This window comes from Streptomyces sp. HUAS ZL42 (assembly GCF_040782645.1).
Lineage (GTDB): Bacteria > Actinomycetota > Actinomycetes > Streptomycetales > Streptomycetaceae > Streptomyces.
In genome coordinates, this window is sequence record NZ_CP160403.1 from 1,005,192 (window position 1) to 1,028,025 (window position 22,834).

Sequence of the window (22,834 nt, forward strand, 5' to 3'; positions counted from 1 at the left end):
CTCCTCCGAAAGGACGCATGACCATGAGCAATGACAAGCCCGTCGTCGTCTACGGCGCCTCCGGCTACACCGGCCGCCTCGTCTGCGAGTACCTGCGCGAGTACAACGTCCCCTTCATCGCCGCCGGACGCGACAAGGCGCGCATCCAGGAAGTCCTCGACAAGGTCCCCGGCATCGACACCGTGGACCACGAGGTCGTCGAGGTCGAGCACGCGGTCGGACCGCTGACCGAGCTGTTCCGCGGCGCCAGGGTCGTCTGCAACATGGTCGGCCCGTTCATCAAGTACGGGCCGGAGGTCGTGGCGGCAGCCCTCGCGGCCGGATGCCACTACCTCGACACCACCGGCGAGCAGGACTGGGTCCTCGACGCGCAGGCGCGATGGGGCGACCAGTACGCAGAGAAGGGGCTCCTGCTCTCCCCCGGTGTCGCGCAGATGTACACCACCGGGGAGATCGCGGCCAACATCTGCCTGGAGACCCCGGGACTGGACACCCTCGACATCCTCGTGCTGTGGAAGGGATTCCCGACGTACGCCTCGACGCAGACGATCTTCACCATCCTGAAGGCCGACTGGCACTACCTGGAGGAGAACCAGTACAAGAAGTGGGACCCGCTCACCGCCGTCGAGGTCGCCGTCCCCGGACAGCACGCGACGGCGCTGGCCCTGCCGTGGGGCGGCACTAGCCACCCGGTGTGGTTCAGGAACGACCCCAGGGTGGCGACGTGCAGGGTGCTCGGCGGGGTCATGGACCGCACCGTCATGCAGGGCGTCGTCGACACGGTGAAGATGGTCGAGTCGCAGATCAAGACCCTCCCGGCCGGCCAACAGGACGCCGCCCTCGCCCAGGTGGCCGCCTCGGTCCAGGCCGGCATGCCGCCCCGGGAGAACCCGCGGATCAACACCTCGCTGGACTCCGTCCACGCCTCGGGCCCGCTGGGCCGTGCCCACTGCGTGATCCACGGCAACAGCAACTACAAGCAGACCGGGCTGCTCCAGGCGTACGCCGCGTACTCACTGCTCCAGCAGCCGCCCCGCCGCGTCGGCCTGGCTTCGGCCTGCCAGGCCTTCGGCCACCGCGAACTGCTCGGCGTACTCAAGAGTTTCGGGCTCGTGCTCGACCCGGTACTCACCGTCCACAGCTGAAAGGTCCTGCCGTGCGTCTGACCGACTACCTCGACAAGGGCGCCTCGCTGGGGCCCGGAGCGCCCTGCCTCACCACAAGGGACCGCACCCTCACCTATGGCGAGGTCCAGGAACTCGCCTGGCGGGTGGCGCGAGCCCTGGACCGGTCAGGCGTACGACCGGGGGACAAAGTGGCGATCCTGTCCGCCAACGACCCCACCGCGTTCTCCTGCGTCTTCGGCATCTCCCGGGCGGGCGCCGTGTGGTGTCCGGTCAACCCCCGCAACGAAGCCGCCGAGAACCGCGACCTGCTGGACCTCTTCGACTGCACCTGCCTGATCTTCCAGGAGGCCTACGCCCCCCTGGTCGCGAAGATCCTCCCGGACCTGCCGAAGCTGACCACGCTGGTCTGCCTCGACGGATCACCGGACCTGGGCATCCCCTTCGCACGCTGGCTGGACGGCGTGAGCGCCGAGCCGTGGGAGGCATCGCCGGCCGACGACACCGTCATGCTCGTCGGCACCGGCGGCACCACCGGCAGCCCCAAGGGCGTCATGCTCACCGACCGGAACATCGAGACGATGTCGGCGCTGACGCTGATGAGTTACCCCTTCGGCAGCCGCCCGGTCTACCTGGCACTGGCCCCGCTGACCCATGCGGCCGGGGTGCTGTGCTTCCCCGTCATGAACCTCGGCGGCGAGATCGTCATCATGCCGGCCCCCGACCTCACCGACTTCCTCGCGCACGTCGAACGCCACCGCGTCACCCACACCTTCCTGCCCCCGACCCTGATCTACATGCTCCTCGGCCACCCCGGCCTGGCATCCACCGACCTGACGTCGCTGCGCTGCCTCTGGTACGGCGCGGCCCCCATGTCGGCGGCCCGGCTGGAGGAGGCCATCGACCGGATCGGCCCGGTATTGGCACAGCTCTTCGGTCAGTCCGAGGCGCCGATGATGATCTCGACGATGGCGCCCGAGGACCATTTCCACGCCGACGGCTCGCTCGCCGTCGAGCGCTTCACCTCCGCCGGGCGCCCCGCCCCGCTGGTGACCGTGGCCATCATGGACAGCGAAGGCCGACTACTGCCGACCGGCGAGCGCGGCGAGATCGTGGTGCGCGGCTCCCTGGTGATGGCCGGCTACTACAAGAACCCGTCAGCCACCGAGGAGGCCTCCCGGCACGGCTGGCACCACACCGGGGACATCGGCTACCTCGACGCCGACAACTACCTCTTCATCGTCGACCGCGCGAAAGACATGATCATCAGCGGTGGCTTCAACGTCTACTCCGCAGAAGTCGAGCAGGCGGTGATGGAACATCCGGCCGTCCAGGACTGTGCGGTCGTCGGACTGCCGGACGACAAGTGGGGCGAGCGGGTGACGGCGGTCGTGCAGCTGCACTCCCAACAGAGCGTCACCGACGACGACGTACGCGCCTTCGTGAGGGCCCGCATCGGCAGCGTCAAGGCCCCCAAGCAGGTCGAGGTGTGGCCGGACCTCCCCCGCTCCAAGGTCGGCAAGGTCCTCAAGAACGAGGTCAGATCCCGCTTGCTGCACGGGAGTTCGCAGATCTGACAAGGTGCGGGTGGCCGGGTCGGCGGTCGGCAGGTTGCCGGCGTCGGCTTCGAGCAGAGGCGTCCAGGTGCCCTGGCGAGGCGGGGACGAGGCAAGTCCGTTCGAGGAACCGGGACTTGCCTCGTCCGGAAACCGAGGCGGGTGTGCTGGGAGGGAGCAGCGGCCCGGACGCCGGGCCCTGTCGACTACCAGGCGGTGAATGCCAGGGTCATGGGATCGGGGGCGCCTGCGACATGCGGTGCTGTTCTCCTTGGCGCAGGGCGGACGGGCTGCGCGGGGTCGCGGATCGGATCGTTGACGTGCTCCCTGGCCTAAGGTCCAGGGATTCCGGCCTGGGTCGGCTGACCCTTCCGGGGGCTTCCTGCTTCACCGCGCTGTGCCGGGACTTTCGTCCTGGTCTTACCGGCGCTCCACAGGCGTTTGGCGTCTCCGCCCGTCCGGCGGCGACTTTTCGGCGTCCTTCGAAGAGGACGTTGCGGGCTGCGTTGTGGTCGCGGTCGTGCACGGTGCCGCATTCGCCGCACGTCCACGCCCGGACGGGCAGGGGCTTGGGGCCGTCCCGGAATCCGCAGGCCGAGCAGACCTGCGAGGACGGGAAAGCGCGGTCCACCTTGGCGAAGGTGCGGCCGTGCAGAGCCGCCTTGTACTCCAGCATGCCGACGAACGCGGACCATCCTGCATCGTGCACGGACTTGGCAAGCCGGGTACGGCCGAGGCCGGACACCGCGAGGTCCTCCACGTACACCGCTTGGTTGTCGCGAATGATCTGTGTGGATGCCTTGTGGTGGAAGTCCCGGCGCCGGTCGGCCACCTTGGCGTGCTGGCGTGCGACCTTGATGCGGGCCTTGGCCCGGTTCTTCGATCCCTTGGCCTTGCGGGACAGCTCCCGCTGAAGGCGCTTGAGTTTCTTCTCCGCCCGGCGCAGGAAGCGCGGGCTGACGATCTTGCTGCCGTCGGAGAGGACGGCGAAGGCGGACAGGCCGAGGTCGATACCGGACTGCGCTTCCACCTCTGGGAGGGTGTCCGGCTCGGTGTCCACGACGAAGCTGAGGAAGTACCGGCCGCAGCTGTCCTTGGTGACGGTCAGGGACGTGGGTGCGGCCGGAAGCCTGCGGGACCACGTGACCTTGAGGTCGCCGACCTTGGCCACGTACACCGTGCCGTCGTCCTTCAGGCAGAAGGCGTTGGTGTTCAGGCGGATCGACTGCCGGGTGTCCTTCTTCGACTTGTAGCGGGGAGGGCCGACCTTGCGGCCCTGCCGCTTGCCCGTGAGGCTGTCGAAGAAGTTTCTGTAGGCGGTGTCGAGGTCCCGCAGGGACTGTTGCAGGACGACCGCTGACACGTCGGCGAGCCAGGCGCGTTCCCCGGTGCGCTTGGCCTGGGTGATGCGAAACCGGGACAGCTCGGCCGACGTCACGTACGGCAGCCCTGCAGCGTGTGCTTCTTTGCGGTCGCGCAGGCAGTCGTTCCACACCACGCGGGCACAGCCGAACGCACTGGCCAGCGCGCGGCGCTGGGAGGCGTCCGGGTAGGCCCGGTAGTTGTAGCGGAGCTGCACACCCAAGATCCTACTACGATTGGTCTCATGGATGGGCAGGACGATTACAGGCGTGGAAGACATGTTGTTTCGGCGATGCATGTGCACTTGGTCTTCGTGACGAAGTACCGGCGCGGGGTGTTCAACGACGAGATGCTGACGCGCTGCGAAGAGATCATGCGCAAGGTCTGCGAGGACTTCGAAGCGGAGCTGAAGGAGTTCAACGGCGAACGCGATCACGTCCACCTCCTGGTGCACTACCCGCCCAAGGTCGCCGTCTCCAAGCTGGTGGGCAGCCTCAAGGGCGTCTCCGCCCGCCGGATACGGCAGGAGTTCACCGGCCGGATCAACCGTGCCATCATGCACGGGCACCTGTGGTCGCCCTCGTATTTCTCCGCATCGTGCGGCGGAGCACCCCTGGCAATCGTCCGCCAGTACATCGAGCAGCAACAACGTCCGCTCTAACGTGCACGTCAGAACAGCCTTGAGATGCATTCAGCCCCGGCGTGAACGCCGGGGCATTCTGCAAGAGTCCCGGTAACCGGTCCATGTTCGCAGGCGTGATCGTTCCGACGGCGCGAGGGTACGGCCCCGCGGCCTCGCCTCGGACATGCTCTTGTGCTCACGGGGCACGTTGGCAGGAGATCGTCGAGACGACGGCCACTCGTACGAACTCCGCACCTGTGATGGCATATTGGTGACCAGCATGCCGCGGCGGGAGGTCCCGTACCGCGCGACTCGTTGGGCGCGCGCGATCGGAGAGAGACGGATGCCGAGTGGACTCATCGCACTGGCACTCGGCGGTTTCGGCATCGGTCTGACGGAGTTTCTGATCGCCGGGCTGCTGCCGCAGGTGGCGTCGAGTTTCGCGGTGTCAGAGGCGGCCGCGGGCCGGCTGATCTCCGGGTATGCGTTGAGTGTCGCGATCGGCGCGATCGCGCTGACCGCGGCGACGGCGCGGCTGCCCCGCAAACAGGTCCTGGTCGGCCTGGTGGCCTTGTTCGTCATCGGCAACCTGTTGTCCGCTCTCGCGCCGAGCTATCCGGTGATGCTGCTCGGGCGGATCGTCGCGGCACTCTGTCACGGTTCGTTCTTCGGTATCGGCTCGCTGGTCGCCCGCAGTCTGGTCGCGCCGGAGAAGAAGTCCCGTGCGGTGGCGGTGATGTTCGCCGGGCTGACGGTTGCGAACGTCCTGGGCGTGCCGTTCGGCGCGCTGGTCGGTGAGCGCTGGGGCTGGAGAGCGGCCTTCTGGGCGGTCACCGCCGTCGGCGTACTCGCGCTGGCGGGAATCGTCACCCTCGTCCCCGGTTGGGCGGGCCGGACGCGGCCTCCGACGGTGACGGGCCGCTCCGATCCGATACCGGCCGTCGGTTTGCGGGCTCAGTTCCGTGCTTTCCGGTCCTGGCAGGTCTGGCTGACCCTGACGGCCACCGCACTCGGCTACGGCGGGATGTTCGGTGCGTTCAGCTACATCGCCTACACGTTCACCGAGGTCGGCGGCTTCTCCCCGGCGGATGTCGCCTGGTTGCTGATGGTGTACGGCGTCGGCCTGGTCGTCGGGAACCTGGTCGGAGGGCGCGCGGCCGACCGTGACCGCGACCGGGCTTTGATCCTCGCCCTGCTCGGACTGACCGTCACCTTGGCCGTGTTCGGTCTGCTGGCCGCCAGCCCCGCCGCCTCGGTGATACTCGTCTTCCTGATGGGGGTGTCCGGGTTCGCCGGCGTGCCCGGAATGATCACTCGCGTCACCGACTTCGCCCACGGGTCGGCACTGGCGGCAAGCGCCAACGTGTCCGCATCCAACATCGGCAACGCCCTTGGTGCCTGGCTCGGAGGCCTGGCCATCAGCGAGGGTCTCGGCTACGCCGCGCCGCTCTACGTCGGCGCAGGCATCGCCCTGGCCTCGGTCATCGTCATGGCCGTTGCCGCACACCGAGCCAGGTCTCTCCCCCTGCAGGCCGAACACTCCGTGTGAAGGGACACCATCCGGTTCCCGCTTGACCGGGCATGTGGCCGTATCCCACGCGGAGTCGCGCCGAGATCGGATGCCATGCGTCCACTGTCCCCCGATGGCCCGTCACACATAGGCGCGTACCGGCTGATCTGCCGGCTCGGGCCCGGCGGGATGCGGCGGGTTCGTCTCGGGCGGGTGCCGGGTGGGCGGATCGTGCCGGTCGAGTTGGTGCCGGGGGGACTGGCGCGGCAGGGTGCTCTCCCACCCCCCGCCACCGAGGCGCACGGCGAGGCGATGACGGAAGTCGTGCGCCACCGGAACAGCCAGGGTCGGCGTCGATGACCCGGCGCGCCCGCAAGGAGTTGCTGCGGTTTCTTCGAGCGTGGACCTGGGCGTTCTCAACCTGGGAGATCAGGTAACGGTCGACGTGCGGTGCCCCGTCCGGGTGGGCGAGGCAGACCACCTCACGCCTGCCCTGTCCCAGGCGGTGCGCCTACGCGGTGTGCTGCTCCGCCTCGCCGAAGCGGGCCAGCGTCAGCGCGCCGGCGATCGAGAGTGCGAACCCGGCCGCCGCGAGCGGCGCGAGCCCGTGCCGGGTGGTGTCGCCCAGCCAGACGATGCCGAAGATCGCGGGCCCGACCGTCTGGCCGATGACCATCGCGGCGGTGGCGGCGGTGACCGCACCCGACTGGAGGGCCCCGATCAGCAGCAGATAGCCGGAGAGCCCGGAGAGGACCACGGCGTACGCCGCCGGCTCGGCGAGGATGTGCGGCACGGCCAGGCCCGGCAGCAACCGGGCGGCGACGGCCACCACACCGAAACTGACCCCCGCCATACCGCCCAGCACCGCGGCACGGTGACCCACGCGGCCCCATCGGGTGCTCACCCCCCAGCCCAGCACCGCGAGCCCGACCGAGGCCGCCAGCACAGCAAGACGCATCGTGTCGTCGCCGTCCCCGCCCTTCTCACGGCCTGCCGCGATCGCCATCAGCGCCAGCCCGCAGCACACAGCGCCGACCGCCGCCCACTCCATCCGCCGCAGCCGGATGCGGAGCATGCCCGCCGCGACGACCGCGGTGACCGCCAGGGACCCGGCGACCGCCGCTTCCACCAGGAAGAGCGGGACCGAGCGCAGAGAGAGCAGTTCGGACACGAAGCCCAGCGTGTCGAGAGCGATCCCGACGAGGAACGGCCACTGCCATGTGGCCCGCACCGCCGCACCCGGCCCCCCGGCGGCCACCGCCCGCGCGCCGAGCGCCTGGAAGACGGTCGCCGTTCCCATCAGGACGCAGGCGCAGAGCGCGAGAAGCAGGCCAAGTGCCATGACCGCACGCTAATGGTCCGGGAGCGTGTCGCTCGGGAAGCGGACGGGGCGTGGCGCAGAGTGTTCAGCTCAGCGAAACTCGTGAACGACCTGGATCTTGCCGACGATGTGGGCGTTGAACTCGTCGAGCTCCTCAGCCGGTACCCACAGCTCGAGGATCGTCCGTCCGCCTGCCTGCTGGACGGGGTACCTCTGAAGGAACTCCGATTCGACCTCGAACCGGGTGACGAAGCCGGCGCCGTCGTGCTTGACGTTCCAGTCACGCGCGATCTTGATGGCGTAGTCCTCGTTGAGGACCGGGTAGAAGATCGGCTGCTCCGGGAGCCGGGGCGGCCAGGCACGCCAGTCCAACTCGCGCACCAGCTGGAGTTCCTTGGGGCCGGTGGGACGCCACAGGGTCGTTGTCGCTTGCTGGCTGGTCACGGGAATGGCTCTCTGGATCTGATGGCCGCCGAGCGGCCGGCCGGGAACCCCGACAGTACCGGCAGCCCCCTCACGACAGCCACGGAGTTTCGGGAGTGGGCCGCCCGGGCGCGGCCTGGTCGCACGGGCAGGCCGGCCTGGGGTGATTGACCTGATAGCTCGTCATCGTCCTGCGGGGACCACGTCGGTGGCTCGCCGGGTGACCAGGGTTCTGGGGCTGCTTGCCGCTGCGACGACGGCACTGCGGGTGGTGCTGTTGTCGCCTTTCGCACGGAAGGAGATTTCCGGCTCCCGGAGCGTGGGCGTCGCGGCGGGCATCGCGTCGATGGCGGGCCTCGGTCGGCGTCTTGATCGGCCTGGGTACCGGGACTGGCCCTCGGGTCGTTTCTTCGTAGTCGACGCCAGGAACGGGCTAGCGGAGCGTGTGCAGCACGTCGATCACGTCGCCCGCGCGGGTGTCGGGGTTGACGAACGCCATGCGAAGAACCGTTGCGCCGTTCCACTGGGTCGGCACGCACAGCATGGCGCCCGTCTCCGCGGCGCGCGCGGACCACCTCCCGTAGTCGTCGGCACTCCAGCCCGGCCGTTCGAAGAGGACGACGGACAACTCGGGTTCAATCACCAGGCGGAGATGGTCACTTGTGCGTATGGCATCGGTTACCTGCCGGGTGGTCGTCAGGGTCTGTTCCACGGCACGCGAGTACCGCTCGGTTCCATGGACGGCCAGGCTGAACCAGAACGGCAGACCGCGGGCGCGGCGGCTGAGGTGGAGGGCCAGGTCCGCGGGGTTGTGGGCGTCGCGGTCGATGGCGTCGAGGTAATGGGCCGACTGGCTGTGTGCGGCACGTGCGGGTGCGGGATCCCGGTAGAGCAGTGCGCAGCAGTCGTACGGCGCGAAGAGCCATTTGTGCGGATCGACGATGAAGCTGTCGGCGCGCTCGATGCCGTTGAAGCGGTGCCGCACCCCGGGAGCCGCCAGCCCGGCTCCGCCGTAGGCACCGTCGATGTGCAGCCACACGGCGTGACGCTCGCAGGCGTCGGCGATGTCGTCGAGGTCGTCGATCAGACCGGCATTCGTGGTCCCGGCGGTCGCCACCACGGCGAAGACGCCGGGGGTGGCGTCGAGAACCGCGCTCACGGCGGCTCCGGTGAGGTGCCCGCGCCGGTCCACGGGGGCGGTGACGACCTCGACGTCCATGGCGCGTGCCGCGGACGCGATCGAGGAGTGGGCGCTGTCGGCGCACACGATCTTCCAGCCGTTCGCCGGCCGGGGACGGGAGGTGGCGACGGAGGCGCGGGCCGCGACGAGAGCGGAGAGGTTGCCCATGGTGCCGCCGCTGACGAAGCACCCCGCCGCGGTGCCGGGCCATCCGAGCAGGCGCGTGAGCCACGCCAGCGCCTCGTTCTCGGCGTGAATGGCACCGGCCCCGGACTCCCAGGTTCCCGCGAAGATGTTCGCCGCGCCGGTGACGGCTTCGAAGGCGCGTGCGGCACGGGTGGGAGCCGCGGGGATGTACGCGAGGTTCGTCGGCCCGTTCTGGGCACGGGTGGCGGGTGCGAGGACCCGGTCGAACAGCTCGAGGGCTGCGGCGCCGCCGATTCCCCGGGGGGTGATGGCTGCGCCGGCCGCGTGGGCGAGGTCGGGAGCGGGGCGGGCGCCGGTCCTCGGATCGGGAGCCTCCTTGAGGCGCCGCCACGCGTAGTCCAGGGCAGCGGCCACCACCTCGCCCTCGTCACCCCACACAGGGCGATCCGCCGCAGGGACGCTGCCCGCTGAAATTCTGTCGCACTGAGCTTTCTGCATGGCTGGAACCTAAGAACACTCATCGAAATGCGCAATATCAAGCCCCAGACATGAGCAGAATGCTCAATATCGTTCGCGGGAGGCATGTCATACTGAGCATCATGCGAAACGTGGATGCCGTCGACGCCCGAATCCTCCTGGCACTCGACTCGGACCCCCAGGCCACGACAGTTGCCCTGGCCGACCGGCTGGGTCTTGCCCGTAACACGGTGCAGAGTCGGCTGAAGCGACTCGAGGAGAGCGGTCAACTCAGGGAACCCAGCCGGCGCGTGGACCCCGCGGCTCTCGGCTATCCACTGCTGGCCCTGATCACCATGTCGATCAGCCAGCGCGTGGGACAGTCCACACGTGAGGGGATCCTCCGCATTCCCGAAGTGGTCGAACTGCTCGTCACCACCGGTGACGCCGATCTGCTGGCCCGGGTCGTCGCCCGGGACACCGAGCACCTTCACCGCATCACAAACAGCTTGCTGGAAGTGCCCGGCGTCGTCCGGTCCAACACCGCCATCGTCCTGCAGGAGATGCAGCCGTTCAGCGTGCGGCCCTTGCTCGAGCGACACGCCGGCCCCTGAGGAGGGACACGGGCAGCGAAGCGGGCACGGTCCGAGCGAGCCCGGGCAGGATCACAGCCCCTGCCTTGGCCAAAAACGCCTCTGCCTGCGGAAATGCATTGTCGACACGGGCGCGTTCGGTCACGGAATGCATGACGTCTCCTGTGGTCATCGAGCCGCGACTGCCGGTAAAAAGTCGGCACCAACCCGAACGGACCGGGTTCTGCCACTGCACTGGAGTCAGCCGTGCCCATCCGAAGAATCGCCCGTGCGAGGAGACGCACTCGTGTTGTGCTCACCGCCGCGACCGCCGGGTCCATGCTGGTCGCGTGCGGCGGGGCCTTCGGTACGGACTCCGGGAACGAGGGCCGGACGATCAACGTGCTGATGGTGGGCAACCCGCAGATGGACGACATCGCGAAGCTCACGGAGAGCACCTTCACGAAGGACACCGGCATCAAGGTGAACTTCACGGTCCTGCCCGAGAACGAGCTGCGCGAAAAAGTCGCCCAGGACATCGCCACTCATGCCGGCCGGTACGACGTCGTCACCATCGGCGCCTACGAGGCGTGGATCTGGCACTTGAACAGGTGGCTGCGCAACCTGGACGGTGAGATCACGATGGACCGGGACTTCGACAGAAACGACCTGCTGGAGCCGGTGGTGCAGTCGCTGTCAGGCCTGGACGGCGATCCGTATGCCCTGCCGTTCTACGGCGAGTCGTCCTTTCTCATGTACCGCAAGGACGTTTTCGCGGACATGGGCCTGAAGATGCCCGAGCGCCCGACGTGGCGGCAGGTGGCCGACCTCGCCGCCAAGGCCGACGGCGCCAAGCCGGGGATGAGGGGAATCTGCCTGCGCGGTCTCCCAGGCTGGGGGGAGCTCGGGGCCCCACTGACGAGCATGGTCAACACCTTCGGTGGCACCTGGTTCACCAAGGACTGGAAGCCACAGGTCAACAGCGGCGGCTTTGAGAAGGCCACCAAATTCTACGTCGATCTCGTCCGCAACCACGGTGAGGCCGGTGCCGCGCAGGCCGGATTCACCGAGTGCCTGAACGCGATGCGCCAGGGCAAGGTCGCGATGTGGTATGACGCCACCAGCGCGGCCGGTGCGCTGGAGGACCCCGAAACCAGCAGGGTCGCGGGCAGGATCGGGTACGCGTACGCGCCCGTGGAGAAGACCAGGAACAGCGGCTGGCTGTGGGCGTGGGCATGGGCGATGCCGAAGACCACGCTGAAGTCCGGCCCGGCCTCGAAGTTCATGCTCTGGGCGTCCAGCAAGGAGTACGAGCAGCTGGTCGGTGAGAGGCTCGGCTGGTCGCGGGTGCCCGCAGGGAAGCGGGCCAGCACGTATCAGATCCCCGAATACCGTAAAGCGGCCGCCTCGTTCGGTGACATCACCCTGAAGTCCATCCAGCAGGCCGACCCGGCCAACCCCGGCACCCAGCCGCGGCCCACGGTCGGCATCCAGTACGTGGGCATCCCCGAGTTCGAGGACCTCGGCACCGAGGTGACACGGGAGATATCCGCCGCCATCGCCGGAAAGACCAGCGTGGACAAGGCACTCGAAGACGGCCAGAAGCTTGCGCAGGACGTCGCCAGAAACTACCCGTGACAGCGGCAGGGCGGGTTCGGCAGCCCAGGTGACGGCGTTCCGGTCGCGATGCGGGTCTCCCACAACGGGGGGTGCAGGTACTCGGTCCCGGTGTCCCTGACGGCGACGTTGTGGGCGGCCCACCACTGGGGGCGGGGTCGCCCCGCGCATCATCCCGGACGAACACCTCACACCGGCCTTGGCGTTCTGGCCGCCGGCCACCTTCATCATCAAAACGGGGCGCATCGCCCGGCTCAGGAAGCAGTGCGGGACCCTTCCTCACACGCTGAGCGCCGCCCGTACCGTCTGTTCGGCTCCCGTTCCGCCCTCGCCGGAGGAGGTCACCCGGCCCGCCTCCAGGACGTAGTAGTGCTGCGCGGCCCGCGCGGCGAAGGCGACGTGCTGTTCGACGAGGAGGACGGAGAGTCCACCGCGTCGGGCGAGGGCCAGGATCGTCTCCTCGATCTCCGCGACGACGGACGGCTGGATGCCCTCGGTCGGTTCGTCGAGCAGGAGCAGCCGTGGCCGGGTGACCAGGGCGCGGGCGATGGCGAGTTGCTGGCGCTGGCCACCGGAGAGCAGGCCGGCGCGGCGGCCGGACAGCTCGCGCAGAACGGGGAAGAGGTCCAGTGCCTCGGCGACGGCTTCCTGGCCGTCGCGGCGGCCGTCGGCGACGAGTTGGAGGTTCTCGGCGGTGGTGAGGTGCGGGAAGGACTGCTGGCCCTGTGGCACGTACGCCATCCCGCGGGCGACCCGCTGGTGCGGGGCGAGGCGGGAGATGTCCTCGCCGTCCAGCAGGACGGACCCGTCGGTGGGCCTGAGCAGTCCCATGGCCGCGCGCAGGAGGGTGCTCTTGCCTGCGCCGTTGTGGCCGAGGACGGCCGCGACACCGTCCTCGGGTACCGCGACGGTCACGTCGTGCAGCACGGTGGTGCGGTCGTAGCCCGCCCGGACGTTGTTGATCTCAAGCACTGGCGTCACGCCTCCTCGGTGACGGGTACGGCAGCGGGCTCGGGTTCGGAGGCGCGCCCGAGGTAGACCTCTTGGACCTTGGTGTCTGCCTGGACCTCGGCGACCGAGCCCTCGCTGAGGACCCGGCCGGCGTGCAGGACGGTGACGCTGCGGGCGAAGGAGCGCATGAAGTCCATGTCGTGTTCGATGACGACGACCGTGTGCTCCGCGCTGACGCGCTGCAACAGCTCGCCGGTTGCCTCGCGTTCGTCGTGGCTCATACCGGCGACGGGTTCGTCGAGCAGCAGCAGCCTCACGTCCTGGACGAGCAGCATTCCGATCTCCAGCCACTGTTTCTGCCCGTGGGCCAGCACCCCGGCGGGGCGGTCGCGCAGGTCGGTCAGGCCGGTGGTCTCCAGCGCTTTCGTGACCGGCTCCGGTACGCCCTTGCGGCGGCGGATCAGGGTGAGCGGCCCTCGGCCCGCGCCCGCCGCGATGTCGAGGTTCTGCAGGACGGTCAGCTCCTCGAACACGGTTGCGGTCTGGAAGGTGCGGCCGATGCCCATGCGGGCGATGCGGTGCACGGGCTTGCCCAGGAGTTCCTCTCCTCCGAAGAGGACCGATCCGGTGGCCTTCACCAGGCCGGTGACCGCGTCGACCAGGGTGGTCTTGCCCGCGCCGTTGGGGCCGATGAGGAAGCGCAGGTCGCCTGGGCCGATGTCGAGGTCGACGCCGTCGACGGCGATGAACCCGTCGAACGTCACGCGCAGATCGCGGACGGTCAGTCCCTCGCCGCTCATGCTGTCTCTCCAGTCGTACGGTTACGGGTGCGACGCCTGCTCAAGGCGCCGAGGGACGCCAGGCCGCCGGGCAGGAAGCCGACCGCCACGACGAACAACAGGCCTTGGAGGTAGGTCCACGCGGCAGGGAAGGCGTCCGACAGCGTGCTCTGCGCCCAGGCCACGGCGATCGCGCCGAGCACCGCGCCCACCAGCGAGGCCCGGCCGCCGACCGCCGCGCCGATGACGAAGCCGATGGACGGCACGATCCCGATCAGCGCAGGCGAGATGATCCCGACCGCCGGGACGAAGAGGGCGCCGGCCAGCCCCGCCATCCCCGCCGCGATCACATACGCCACGATCTTGACGTTGGCCGGGTCGTAGCCGAGGAAGCGCACCCGCTCCTCGGAGTCCCGTACCGCGATGAGCAGTTCGCCGTAGCGGCTGACGAACAGCTGGCGGGCGCCTGCCATCAGCAGCAGGAGTACGGCGGCGATGATGAAGTACACCGTCCGCTGGTTGACCGGGTCGTCGAGCGAGTAGCCGAAGAAGCCCTGGATGTCGGTGAGGCCGTTGGTGCCGCCGGTGGTGGCCTGCTGGCCGATCAGCCAGATGGACAGGGCGGCGGCCAGAGCCTGGCTCAGGATGGCGAAGTAGGCACCCTTCACCCGGCGTCGGAAGACAAGGAAGCCGAGCAGTGCGGCGACCGCCATGGGCAGCAGTACGGTCATGGCAAGCGCGAAGGCCGGGTCGGCGAAGGGCTTCCACCACCAGGGCAGCGCGTCGCCCGTGCCGTACAACTGCATGAAGTCGGGCAGCTTCTCGCCGTTCGCGGCGGCATCGGCGAGCTTGAGGTGCATGGCCATGGCGTAGCCGCCGAGGCCGAAGAAGACGCCCTGGCCCAGCACCATGAGTCCGCCCCGGCCCCAGGCGAGGCTTACGCCGACGGCGACGATCGCGTAGCACAGGTACTTGGCGAGCAGGGAGAGACGGAAGTCGGAGAGGACGAGCGGGGCGACGCCGAAGAGGAGGACGGCTCCGAGGGCGAACCCCATAGGCGCACGCAAGCGTTCCGACAGCGGGACGGACGCCGGGGTCACAGCGGTAGGGGTCGTTGTCGTCATGCCAGGCTCCGGGTGCGCAGTGTGTACAGGCCCTGGGGTCGCCACTGGAGGAAGGCGACGATCGCCACGAGCACGATGACCTTCGCGACGCTGACGGTCGTGGAGTACTCGAGGACGGACTGGAGCACACCGAGTGCGAAGGCGGTGATCACGCTGCCCTTGAGCTGCCCGATGCCGCCCACGACGACGACCAGGAAGGCGTCCACGATGTAGTTGGTGCCCATCGTCGGGCCGATCGGGCCGACCAGGGTGAGCCCGACGCCCGCGACGCCCGCCAGGCCGGAGCCGATGAAGAAGGTCATCCGGTCGACCTGGCCGGTGGCGATGCCTGACACCTCGGCGAGGTCCCGGTTCTGTACGACGGCCCGGATGCGGCGTCCCAACGGGGTGAGCCGCAGGATGAGTGTGAGGGCGAGGACGCAGAGCAGGGCGAGGCCGAGGATGAACAGCCGGCTGTTGGCGAGGGTGATGCCGCCGCCCGGCGAGATGTTGCCGGTGAGCAGGTCCGGGGCGTGGGTCTGCACGTTGGGGGCGCCGAAGATGTCACGGGCCAGCTGCTGGAGCATCAGGGAGACGCCCCACGTGACCAGCAGGGTGTCCAGCGGGCGCGTGTACAGGCGCCGGATGAGCAGCCACTCCAGGAGGGCCCCCATGGCTCCGGCGACGACGAAGGCCACCGGCAGGGCGACGAGCAGCGAGACCCCGGCGCTGCTGATGGACTTCTGCAGGACGTACGTCGTGTAGGCACCGGCCATGATGAACTCGCCGTGCGCCATGTTGATCACGCCCATCTGACCGAAGGTCAGGGTGAGGCCGAGCGCGATGAGCAGGAGGACGGCACCGATGCTGATGCCGGTGAAGGACTGGTTGAGGATGACCGTCATGAAGCGGCTCCGGGTCGGTCGGGGACGGTGGTGCGGGCGCGTGGCTGACCCGGCCTGTGAGGAGGCCGGGTCACACCACGAGAGGGCTCGGGATCAGGACAGGCCGGAGGCCCAGTCGTAGCCCTTCAGATACGGGTCGGGCTTGATCGGACCGCCCGAGTTCCACACCTCGGTGATCAGCCCGTCCGCGCCGACCTTGCCGATACGGGCCGTCTTGTGGACGTGCTGTGTCGCGCCGTCGACCGTGACCTTGCCTTCGGGTGCGTCGAAGGTGATGCCGTCGGAGGCCGCCTTGACCTTGGTGACGTCGAAGGAACCCGCCTTCTCGACCATCGCCTTCCACAGGTAGACCGAGATGTAGGCGGCCTCCATCGGGTCGCTGGTCGGCTTGTCCTTGCCGTACTCGGCCTGATAGGCCGCCACGAACTTCTCGTTCGCCGCACCGGGGGTCGTCTCGTAGTAGTTCCACGCCGTCAACTGGCCCTCCAGATACTGGGTTCCGATGCTCTTCACCTCCTCCTCGGCGATGGAGACCGACAGCACCGGCATGCTCTTCGCGGTGAGCCCGGAGGACTTGTACTCCTTGAAGAAGGCCACGTTGCTGTCGCCGTTGAGGGTGTTGAACACGGCGTCCGCGCCGGAGTCCTTGACCTTGTTGACGATGGTGCCGAACTCCGTCGAACCGAGCGGCGCGTAGTCCTCGCCGACCACCGTCATGCCCTTGGCCTTCGCGTACGCCTTGATGATCTTGTTGGCGGTGCGAGGAAAGACGTAGTCGCTTCCGACCAGGTAGAGCTTGGTCAGGCCCTGCTTCTTGAGGTAGTCGAGGGCGGGGACGATCTGCTGGTTGGTGGTGGCGCCGATGTAGAAGATGTACGGGGACTGCTCCAGGCCCTCGTACTGCACCGGGTAGAAGAGCGGCGACTTGTACCGCTCGAAGACCGGCTTGACGGCCTTCCGGCTGGCCGAGGTCCAGCAGCCGAAGGTGGCCGCGACCTTGTCGTCCTTGATCAGGGCCTCCGCCTTCTCCGCGAACGTCGGCCAGTCGGAGGCGCCGTCCTGGCTCACCGCCTTGAGCTTCTTGCCCAGCACACCACCGGCGGCGTTGATCTCCTTGATGGCGAGCAGCAGCGCGTTGTGGACCGTGACCTCACTGATGGCCATCGTGCCCGACAGCGAGTTGAGCAGACCGACCTTGACCGTGCTGCCGGAGGTGTCGGCCTTGGCGGCGGAGTCCGATGACGTGTCGCTGCCGGTCTTGGCGCCACAGGCGCTGAGGGCCGCGGAAGCGCCGACCGCGGAAATGCCGGCCAACAGGCCACGTCTGCTGATGCTGAGCCCGGACATACAAAACCTCCATTGCCCCGAAGGGCGGTGCGAAGAGAGCGGAAGGACTCTGGGGAGGGAATGGATGGAGCGCGCTTCAGAATCGGCGGCGTTGACGCACGGATGCCCCAGCCGTACCGGGGTGGCCGTCCGGGCTGGTCACTGAAGTGCGTCCACAGCCTGCGAGGGAACTGTTTCCGGTGCGTTGCGGCCCAGTTGAAGAACAGTTTCTGGTGGAAGTAAGAATGCCGGTCAAAAAGACGAAGCCGGGGTGAGATGCATAGTTGGCCTGGCACTTCAGCGACGGAAATTAATGCTTCCTGCGGAAAGGATCTGTTTTCTTCGGTTCCTCTTGGCAAGGGTGCGGTGGTCGACGGTAGGCTCAACGGCCGACCCCGCACGGGGAACCACGGCTTCGAGCGGAGGAGTGCGATGGCGAGGCGGCCCCAGGAACTGCTCCGTCTGCTGACGCGGGCCGAGCGTCTCTCCGTGCGCCGAGTCCAGTCCGTACTGGACGAGTTCGACTGTTCCGTGGAGGCTTGGCGGGTCCTCGACCTGCTCTCGGACGGGCAGGGGCACAACATGACGGCCCTCGCCGACCACGCCTTCCTGCCGGCTCCCAGCCTCACCAAGCTGATCGACCAACTCGTCGACCAGAACCTGGTTTACCGCCGCATCGACCCTGCCGACCGCCGCCGCGTCCTCGCCCATCTCACGCCACGGGGCATGGAGCGATGGCAGCAGTTGGTGCGCGAAGTGCGGGCCGACTGGGCCGAGTTGGAACATGTCCTCGCGGACGAGGACGGGGAGCGACTGCACGTCCTGCTGAACCGGCTGGCCGATGCGGTGAAAGGCACGGAGGCAGACCGGGTCACAACAGGTCGTGGGGGGCGTGCAGTTGAGCGAGGACGTTGAAGTCCAGCCCGTCCGCCTCCGCCAGGTAGATGCGCTGACGCACATGCCGGTCGTGGAGACGGAGCAGCCCGCGCGGTCCTTCGTACGAGACCGTCTCGGCGGCGGCTGCGATCGCGGAGACATCGAACGTGCGGGCCTGTTCGACGAGCGCCGCCAGGAGCAGCACACCTTCGTAGCAGGACTCTCCGAGGCTGCCCGGGGCAGGCGCCTCGATCCCGAACCGGGCGGCGTACTGAGCGTGGAAGTCGAGGGTGTCCTGGTTGGCCAGTGACGCGAAGAACCCGGCCGTACTGAACAGGTCGCCGGTCGCCTCGGGGCCGCTGGCCATCAGCATGTTCTCGTCCATCAGCGTACTCAGCCGCAGGCACCGCCGGTCGAGCCCGGAGGAGGCGAAGGCCCGGTTGAAGCGGACCGCGTCGCTGCCGACCAGCAGCATCAGCACGCCGTCCGCGTCCGCGTGCTCGATCCGCCGCAGCACAGCCTCGAAGTCCTCGGTATCCAGCGGGAGATACGACTCGCCGCAGACCCGGCCCCGGCTTGCGCGCGCGTAGCGGCGGGCGGCCCGGGCCGTGCGCCGGGGCCAGACGTAGTTGTTGCCGACGACGAACCAGCGGCGCACGCCGCGCGTCTCGGCGAGCAGCCGCATGGCCGGCAGCAGCTGCCACTCGGGAGTCTCGCTGGTCATGAAGACGCCCTCGGTGCGCTCGCCACCCTCGTACAGGGCTGTGTAGACGTACGGCACCCGGTGGGCGACCCGCGGCGCGAGGGCCTCGCGCACGGACGAGATGTGCCATCCGGTCACGCCGTGCACCGCTCCGGTCGCGACCAGCGCCTCCACGTCCCGCGCCACGGTCTGCGGGTCCCGGCCGCCGTCCACCTCGAGCAGCCGCAGCTCCCTGCCGAGGACGCCACCCGCCTTGTTGACCTCCTCGGCGGCCAGCCGTGCGCACGCCTCACAGGTGGGCCCGAAGATCCCGGCAGGCCCCTGCATCGGGTACACGAGCGCGACGTTCAGAACCGAATCGTCGGCCGTTACCCACTCGGGGGCGTGGAGGCGGAGCGGCCGGTGCATGGCCCCATGATTCCGGCACCGCCCTCGGTTCCCAAGCGACGGCATGGATCGAGACCGATTCGTAGACCGGGGGGCCGGCACCGCGAGCATCCCCGACGACCATGAAACCGCTCTCGCGCTCGTCGCTCAGGACGCCGTCGAACCTCGAAGCCGCTATTCAGGAGGCTGCTGCCGCGGGGATACCCAGGCCGCCTTCGACGTACTGGGCGCGGCCGAAGCCGAAGGACCAGTCGGCCGGGGTGTTCTCGACGTATCCGATGAAGACGTTCTCGCCGGGGGTTCCGATGGAGGGTCTCGCGCCGGGATTCGGGCACCGGGTCCTCGTCCGCGACGAGATCGTGGCGCTCGTCGCCTCCGGCCGACCGCAGGCACGACGGCCGGCACTGTCGCTGGACGAGCTCTCCGCCACCCCGCTGATCACCTACGGCCGCGACAGCGGTCTGTATCCCCGGCTGCGTACGGCCTTCCCGGAGACCGGCGTCCCCTTCCAGCCCGCCTACGCCACGAACCACGTCGCGCTGCAGCTGGAACTCGTCGCCGCCGGTGTCGGTATCGCCCTCGCGGCGGGAGCATCCGCGGCATCACGACGACTGCTGCCCGTCGTGACGAGCTACGACTCCGACGCGCCGATCGCCGAGGACGGCAGCCTCACCGGGAAGTTCTTCGCCGTACGGAAGGCGCTCGGCGCCCGTGAACCACTCCGCTCATCCGAACGGCTGCCGACGCTGCCACCGACCCGCGTCCCGCTCTCCCACCGCGCCGACCTGCTCGCCGGCCTGCGCGCCGTGCCGTCTCCCACCTCGGCCGCCCCGCACCCCGCGTCATTCGAACACCTCGGACTGGACGCGGGCATGGTTCTGCACACCGCACACCCGCGCATTCCGGCAGGCGAACACCGGCTGATCCTCACCGACGTACGAGACCGGGCAACGGTCTTCAGCGACGGCACCCTCCTCGGCGTCGCCGGCCCCGACACCCCGGAACTCCCCGTTCACGGAACCGGAGACGTCGTACGACTGGAGATCCTGGTCGAGAACCTCGGGCGCGTGGACTACGGCCCGGGCATCGGCCGGCACAAAGGCCTGCTCGGTCCCGTCCTCGTCGACCGGCGCATCGTGCAGGGCTGGGACAGCACGCCGGTCGCACTGCAGGAGTGGTCCGCCGCGGAGCTGGCCGGCGCGGTCGCCGCCGGTCCCACGACCACGCACGCCGGATTCGCCGCGGCGACGTTCCATGTCGACACGCCTGCGGACAACACCGTGACGGCCCTCGAACTGGAACGGCTCGGTGCAGTCCTGGAATTGCGGGATCGTCCCGAGCTGGGACCGCCGGAGGAGTACGTCGAGGAGTTCGACTGACGAAGTCCGCTCACCACCGAGATCAGACGACCGGTCGACACTCACCGGTTGACACTCCCTCAAATACTGTTAGTCAAAAGGGCGTTGACGGTCATGTTCCGGAAGTGAAAGGGCGCACACAACTCCTCCATGCGGTGTAGCTTCTACCCGTCAGTAGGGGCTTGAGCAAGGGTGGATGTGTGGTTGCCTCTCCGCAAACCGAAAAGTTCGCAGCCTGTCTTCGGATGCTGAAGGACCGCAGTGGCCGGGGCTACGACCGCCTCGGCAAGGAGGCGGGCGTCAGTGGTTCCAGTCTGCATCGGTACTGCTCCGGCCTCAGCGTCCCGACGGACTACCGGGTGGTGCACGCCTTCGCCAAGGTGTGCGGAGCCAGTGCGGAGGAGCTCCGCGAACTCCACCGGCTGTGGGCGCTGGCGGACACCGACCGGGACGTACCGGCCGTGACCGCCGAGGAGAACCCGGAACCAGAACCGGAGGAGCCTGCCGTGCCCGCGCAGGTGAGCCCCGGACCGGACGACGTCACCCCGCCGGAGATCACCCCCGACGAGGCCGAGAAGCCGCGACGCTCCCGCGTGCCCCAGAAGCTGTCCTCCCGTATCGCGATACTGACCGCCGTCGCCGCGGTGGCGCTGGTGGCCGGCTTCGTGTGGCTGCCCTTGGGGCGCCCCGCCGGTGCCTCACCGGCGGACGACGACAGACTGCTGTACTCCCCCGCGTGCCAGTCGGTGAGCATGGGCCAGCACGACGAGTGCGTGCGGGAGGTCCAGACCCTGTTGGCGCGGGCGAAGGGCAGGCTCGCCGTCGACGGGGACTTCGGGCCGGAGACCCTGCGCAGACTCACCGCGTTCCAGGTGCTGGCGGGCGTGCCGGCGAGAAGCGCGGTCGACGACGCCACCAAGAAGGCGCTCTACGCGCAGAAGGTGAGCATGGCGACCTGGTCGCCGGCCGAGGTGGAGAAGCGGATCCGTCAGGTGTTCGTCGAGGATCCCGACACCGCCGTGGCCATCGCCCGCTGTGCCTCGTTCCTCGACCCGCTGTGGGTGCTGCCCAACACCAACGGCAGCCGCAACTGGGGCGTGTTCCAGATCTCCGACGCCCGCCTGCGGGAGCTCGACGGCACGCCACTGCGGGCGTTCGACCCGGAGTGGAACATCAAGGCGGCCCACCGTCTGTGGAGCGCCCAACGTGACTTCCACGACTGGCCCTCCTGCGAGGCGGCGCTGAAGAAGGACTCACCGAAGAGCTGAAGCCCGCAGCCCCGGGTACCGCCGCAGCGGTACCCGGGGCTGGGACTTCCGGCTCCGGATCACCCCGGGACGGCCTCAGATGGTGCCGCTCTCCCACCACCAGTCACGACCGAGGTCGGCCCTGCTGTCCACGTGCTGGTGGTCGACGGTGTACCTCTCCAGCCCGGAGAACCCGCAGGTCTCCGCCTTCTGGTAGACGGTCCTGTTGGCCACGCCGGGCACGTCGAGGTCGGCCGCGGTGCCGTACAGGTGCATGCTGTCGCTGGCCCCGCCGATCTCGGCGTTGTGCGCGATGCTGCGGAAGCCGGAGTTGACCGTGATCGGCTTGTCGCCCAGCTTCTTGCGCAGCGCCTCCAGCTTGTACATGCAGCGGCGGACGTTCTCCTTCACCTGCGCCGCGCTCAGCTTGCCGCCGTTGAAGGTGCCGCTCGCCTGGTCCACGAACTCGCTCCAGTTGAAGTGGGCCGTGGAGCCGTCCGACTGCTCCAGCGCGTTGAGCTTCGCCTGGGTGTTGGGTCCGACGCTGGCGTCGGCGGCGAGACCGTACGCCGTCTGGAACCGGCGAACGGCCGCCGCCGTACCGGGGCCGAAGTCCCCGTCGATGCTGACCCGGGTGTGGCTTGCGCTGTCCGCCGCCCAGCCCGCGACCCGGATCTGCAGCTCGGTCACGTCGGCGCCGCTGTCGCCCTGTTCCAGAGTGCGCGACCACGAATAGGCCTGTGCGACGCCCGAGAACAGCAGCTGTCCGAACGCGACGCCCGCGCCGGCGGCCAGCGTGCCACGCAGCATGGTGCGGCGGTTGATGGGGCGGAAGGAGGAAGTCATCGTCGTCCTTTCGGGGAACGGTGAGGTGGGAAGAGGTCAGTAGGCGATCTGGAACTTGACGTTCTGAGCGTCCTGGTCATAAGGGCCCACGCGCAGAACGAAGTGGGTGCCGTCCTTGACGTCGGTGGCGACGGTCGCCCACTCGGTGCCGTGGAGGGAGTAGGTGTCGTCGTGGTTGCACTTGGTGGTGTGGTCGACGAACACCACACAGGCGTAGAGGAACACCCCCGGCTCGTCCGTGATGAGCCGCATGTTGATGTCGTTGCACCGCGAGGACGTGGTGTAGGTGCCGTACGACACGGGGGACGTGGAGTAGTGGTACGTCAGGGTCTTGGCTCCGCCGTAGCAGCTGACGGCGGCGGCCGAGGACTGTGCCGAGGCGGGCGCGACGCCCGCGCCCAGCAGTGCGGCCGCGGTGAACAGAGCCGAGGCGAACGTCCTGCTCCGGATCATGGTGGTCTCC

Annotated in this window: 20 protein-coding genes and 1 pseudogene; 9 read left to right on the forward strand and 12 right to left on the reverse strand. The window is 68.7% G+C overall.

Annotated features, from left to right (window positions below; translation table 11 throughout):
- Positions 1 to 23: 23 nt before the first annotated feature.
- Together ABZO29_RS04800 and ABZO29_RS04805 are read left to right on the forward strand one after the other, a co-directional pair.
- Positions 24 to 1,145: a DUF5938 domain-containing protein gene (locus tag ABZO29_RS04800; RefSeq protein WP_367318861.1), complete on the forward strand. Its 1,122-nt coding sequence runs from the start codon at positions 24 to 26 to the stop codon at positions 1,143 to 1,145.
- Between the two features lie 11 nt (positions 1,146 to 1,156).
- On the forward strand, positions 1,157 to 2,701 hold the full coding sequence (locus ABZO29_RS04805) for a long-chain fatty acid--CoA ligase (protein WP_367318862.1): 1,545 nt from the start codon (positions 1,157 to 1,159) through the stop codon (positions 2,699 to 2,701).
- A gap of 311 nt (positions 2,702 to 3,012) precedes the next feature.
- On the opposite strand, the pseudogene ABZO29_RS04810 reads toward ABZO29_RS04805, so the two are convergent.
- Positions 3,013 to 4,259 (reverse strand): annotated as a pseudogene (locus tag ABZO29_RS04810) (RNA-guided endonuclease InsQ/TnpB family protein).
- Between the two features lie 27 nt (positions 4,260 to 4,286).
- Between ABZO29_RS04810 and tnpA the strand changes: the two are divergent.
- Together tnpA and ABZO29_RS04820 are read left to right on the forward strand one after the other, a co-directional pair.
- A complete protein-coding gene (gene tnpA, locus ABZO29_RS04815; RefSeq protein ID WP_367318161.1) occupies positions 4,287 to 4,703 on the forward strand; it encodes an IS200/IS605 family transposase in 417 nt (138 codons plus the stop codon).
- 304 nt (positions 4,704 to 5,007) lie between these two features.
- On the forward strand, positions 5,008 to 6,213 hold the full coding sequence (locus ABZO29_RS04820; protein WP_367318863.1) for an MFS transporter: 1,206 nt from the start codon (positions 5,008 to 5,010) through the stop codon (positions 6,211 to 6,213).
- 472 nt (positions 6,214 to 6,685) lie between these two features.
- Here ABZO29_RS04820 and ABZO29_RS04825 read toward each other — a convergent pair whose 3' ends face one another.
- The 3 genes from ABZO29_RS04825 to ABZO29_RS04835 all read right to left on the reverse strand — a co-directional run bounded on the left by ABZO29_RS04825 (position 6,686) and on the right by ABZO29_RS04835 (position 9,683).
- Positions 6,686 to 7,516: a hypothetical protein gene (locus ABZO29_RS04825; RefSeq protein ID WP_367318864.1), complete on the reverse strand. Its 831-nt coding sequence runs from the start codon at positions 7,514 to 7,516 to the stop codon at positions 6,686 to 6,688.
- Positions 7,517 to 7,585: 69 nt separating this feature from the next.
- A complete protein-coding gene (locus ABZO29_RS04830) occupies positions 7,586 to 7,939 on the reverse strand; it encodes a hypothetical protein (RefSeq protein ID WP_367318865.1) in 354 nt (117 codons plus the stop codon).
- Between the two features lie 412 nt (positions 7,940 to 8,351).
- Positions 8,352 to 9,683, reverse strand: coding sequence for an aspartate aminotransferase family protein (locus ABZO29_RS04835; RefSeq protein ID WP_367318866.1), 1,332 nt, complete (start codon positions 9,681 to 9,683; stop codon positions 8,352 to 8,354).
- Between the two features lie 161 nt (positions 9,684 to 9,844).
- Here ABZO29_RS04835 and ABZO29_RS04840 point away from each other — a divergent pair, with 161 nt between their 5' ends.
- Positions 9,845 to 10,315: an Lrp/AsnC family transcriptional regulator gene (locus ABZO29_RS04840; protein WP_367318867.1), complete on the forward strand. Its 471-nt coding sequence runs from the start codon at positions 9,845 to 9,847 to the stop codon at positions 10,313 to 10,315.
- A 297-nt stretch (positions 10,316 to 10,612) separates the two neighbouring features.
- Positions 10,613 to 11,911, forward strand: a complete 1,299-nt coding sequence (locus ABZO29_RS04845) for a sugar ABC transporter substrate-binding protein (protein WP_367326042.1) — start codon at positions 10,613 to 10,615, stop codon at positions 11,909 to 11,911.
- A 258-nt stretch (positions 11,912 to 12,169) separates the two neighbouring features.
- Here the strand turns inward: ABZO29_RS04845 and urtE are convergent, their stop codons facing one another.
- From urtE to urtA, 5 genes are all read right to left on the reverse strand, one after another.
- Complete coding sequence (gene urtE / locus ABZO29_RS04850; protein WP_367326043.1) at positions 12,170 to 12,862, reverse strand: urea ABC transporter ATP-binding subunit UrtE; 693 nt, start codon at positions 12,860 to 12,862, stop codon at positions 12,170 to 12,172.
- Positions 12,863 to 12,867: 5 nt separating this feature from the next.
- Positions 12,868 to 13,641 carry an urea ABC transporter ATP-binding protein UrtD gene (urtD, locus tag ABZO29_RS04855; RefSeq protein ID WP_367318868.1) on the reverse strand — a complete coding sequence of 258 codons (774 nt, stop codon included), beginning with the start codon at positions 13,639 to 13,641 and terminating at the stop codon, positions 12,868 to 12,870.
- Positions 13,638 to 14,744 (reverse strand): urea ABC transporter permease subunit UrtC, encoded by a 1,107-nt coding sequence (urtC, locus tag ABZO29_RS04860; RefSeq protein ID WP_367318869.1) that lies wholly within the window; start codon positions 14,742 to 14,744, stop codon positions 13,638 to 13,640. The genes urtD and urtC overlap by 4 nt, the downstream gene beginning before the upstream one ends.
- Complete coding sequence (urtB, locus tag ABZO29_RS04865; RefSeq protein WP_367318870.1) at positions 14,741 to 15,628, reverse strand: urea ABC transporter permease subunit UrtB; 888 nt, start codon at positions 15,626 to 15,628, stop codon at positions 14,741 to 14,743. Before urtB ends, urtC begins: the two co-directional genes overlap by 4 nt.
- Before the next feature lie 93 nt (positions 15,629 to 15,721).
- Positions 15,722 to 16,975, reverse strand: coding sequence for an urea ABC transporter substrate-binding protein (urtA, locus tag ABZO29_RS04870; RefSeq protein WP_367318871.1), 1,254 nt, complete (start codon positions 16,973 to 16,975; stop codon positions 15,722 to 15,724).
- A 411-nt stretch (positions 16,976 to 17,386) separates the two neighbouring features.
- Here urtA and ABZO29_RS04875 point away from each other — a divergent pair, with 411 nt between their 5' ends.
- Positions 17,387 to 17,869: a MarR family winged helix-turn-helix transcriptional regulator gene (locus tag ABZO29_RS04875; protein ID WP_367318872.1), complete on the forward strand. Its 483-nt coding sequence runs from the start codon at positions 17,387 to 17,389 to the stop codon at positions 17,867 to 17,869.
- Here ABZO29_RS04875 and ABZO29_RS04880 read toward each other — a convergent pair.
- Entirely contained in the window at positions 17,826 to 18,941 is a 1,116-nt protein-coding gene (locus tag ABZO29_RS04880) for a substrate-binding domain-containing protein (protein WP_367318873.1), read from the reverse strand. The genes ABZO29_RS04875 and ABZO29_RS04880 overlap by 44 nt on opposite strands.
- A gap of 101 nt (positions 18,942 to 19,042) precedes the next feature.
- Here ABZO29_RS04880 and ABZO29_RS04885 point away from each other — a divergent pair, with 101 nt between their 5' ends.
- Positions 19,043 to 20,299 carry a LysR substrate-binding domain-containing protein gene (locus ABZO29_RS04885; protein WP_367318874.1) on the forward strand — a complete coding sequence of 419 codons (1,257 nt, stop codon included), beginning with the start codon at positions 19,043 to 19,045 and terminating at the stop codon, positions 20,297 to 20,299.
- Between the two features lie 179 nt (positions 20,300 to 20,478).
- A complete protein-coding gene (locus ABZO29_RS04890) occupies positions 20,479 to 21,546 on the forward strand; it encodes a helix-turn-helix domain-containing protein (RefSeq protein WP_367318875.1) in 1,068 nt (355 codons plus the stop codon).
- Positions 21,547 to 21,621: 75 nt separating this feature from the next.
- Here ABZO29_RS04890 and ABZO29_RS04895 read toward each other — a convergent pair whose 3' ends face one another.
- Positions 21,622 to 22,371: a D-Ala-D-Ala carboxypeptidase family metallohydrolase gene (locus ABZO29_RS04895; protein WP_367318876.1), complete on the reverse strand. Its 750-nt coding sequence runs from the start codon at positions 22,369 to 22,371 to the stop codon at positions 21,622 to 21,624.
- 36 nt (positions 22,372 to 22,407) lie between these two features.
- On the reverse strand, positions 22,408 to 22,824 hold the full coding sequence (locus ABZO29_RS04900) for a hypothetical protein (RefSeq protein WP_367318877.1): 417 nt from the start codon (positions 22,822 to 22,824) through the stop codon (positions 22,408 to 22,410).
- Positions 22,825 to 22,834: the final 10 nt, after the last annotated feature.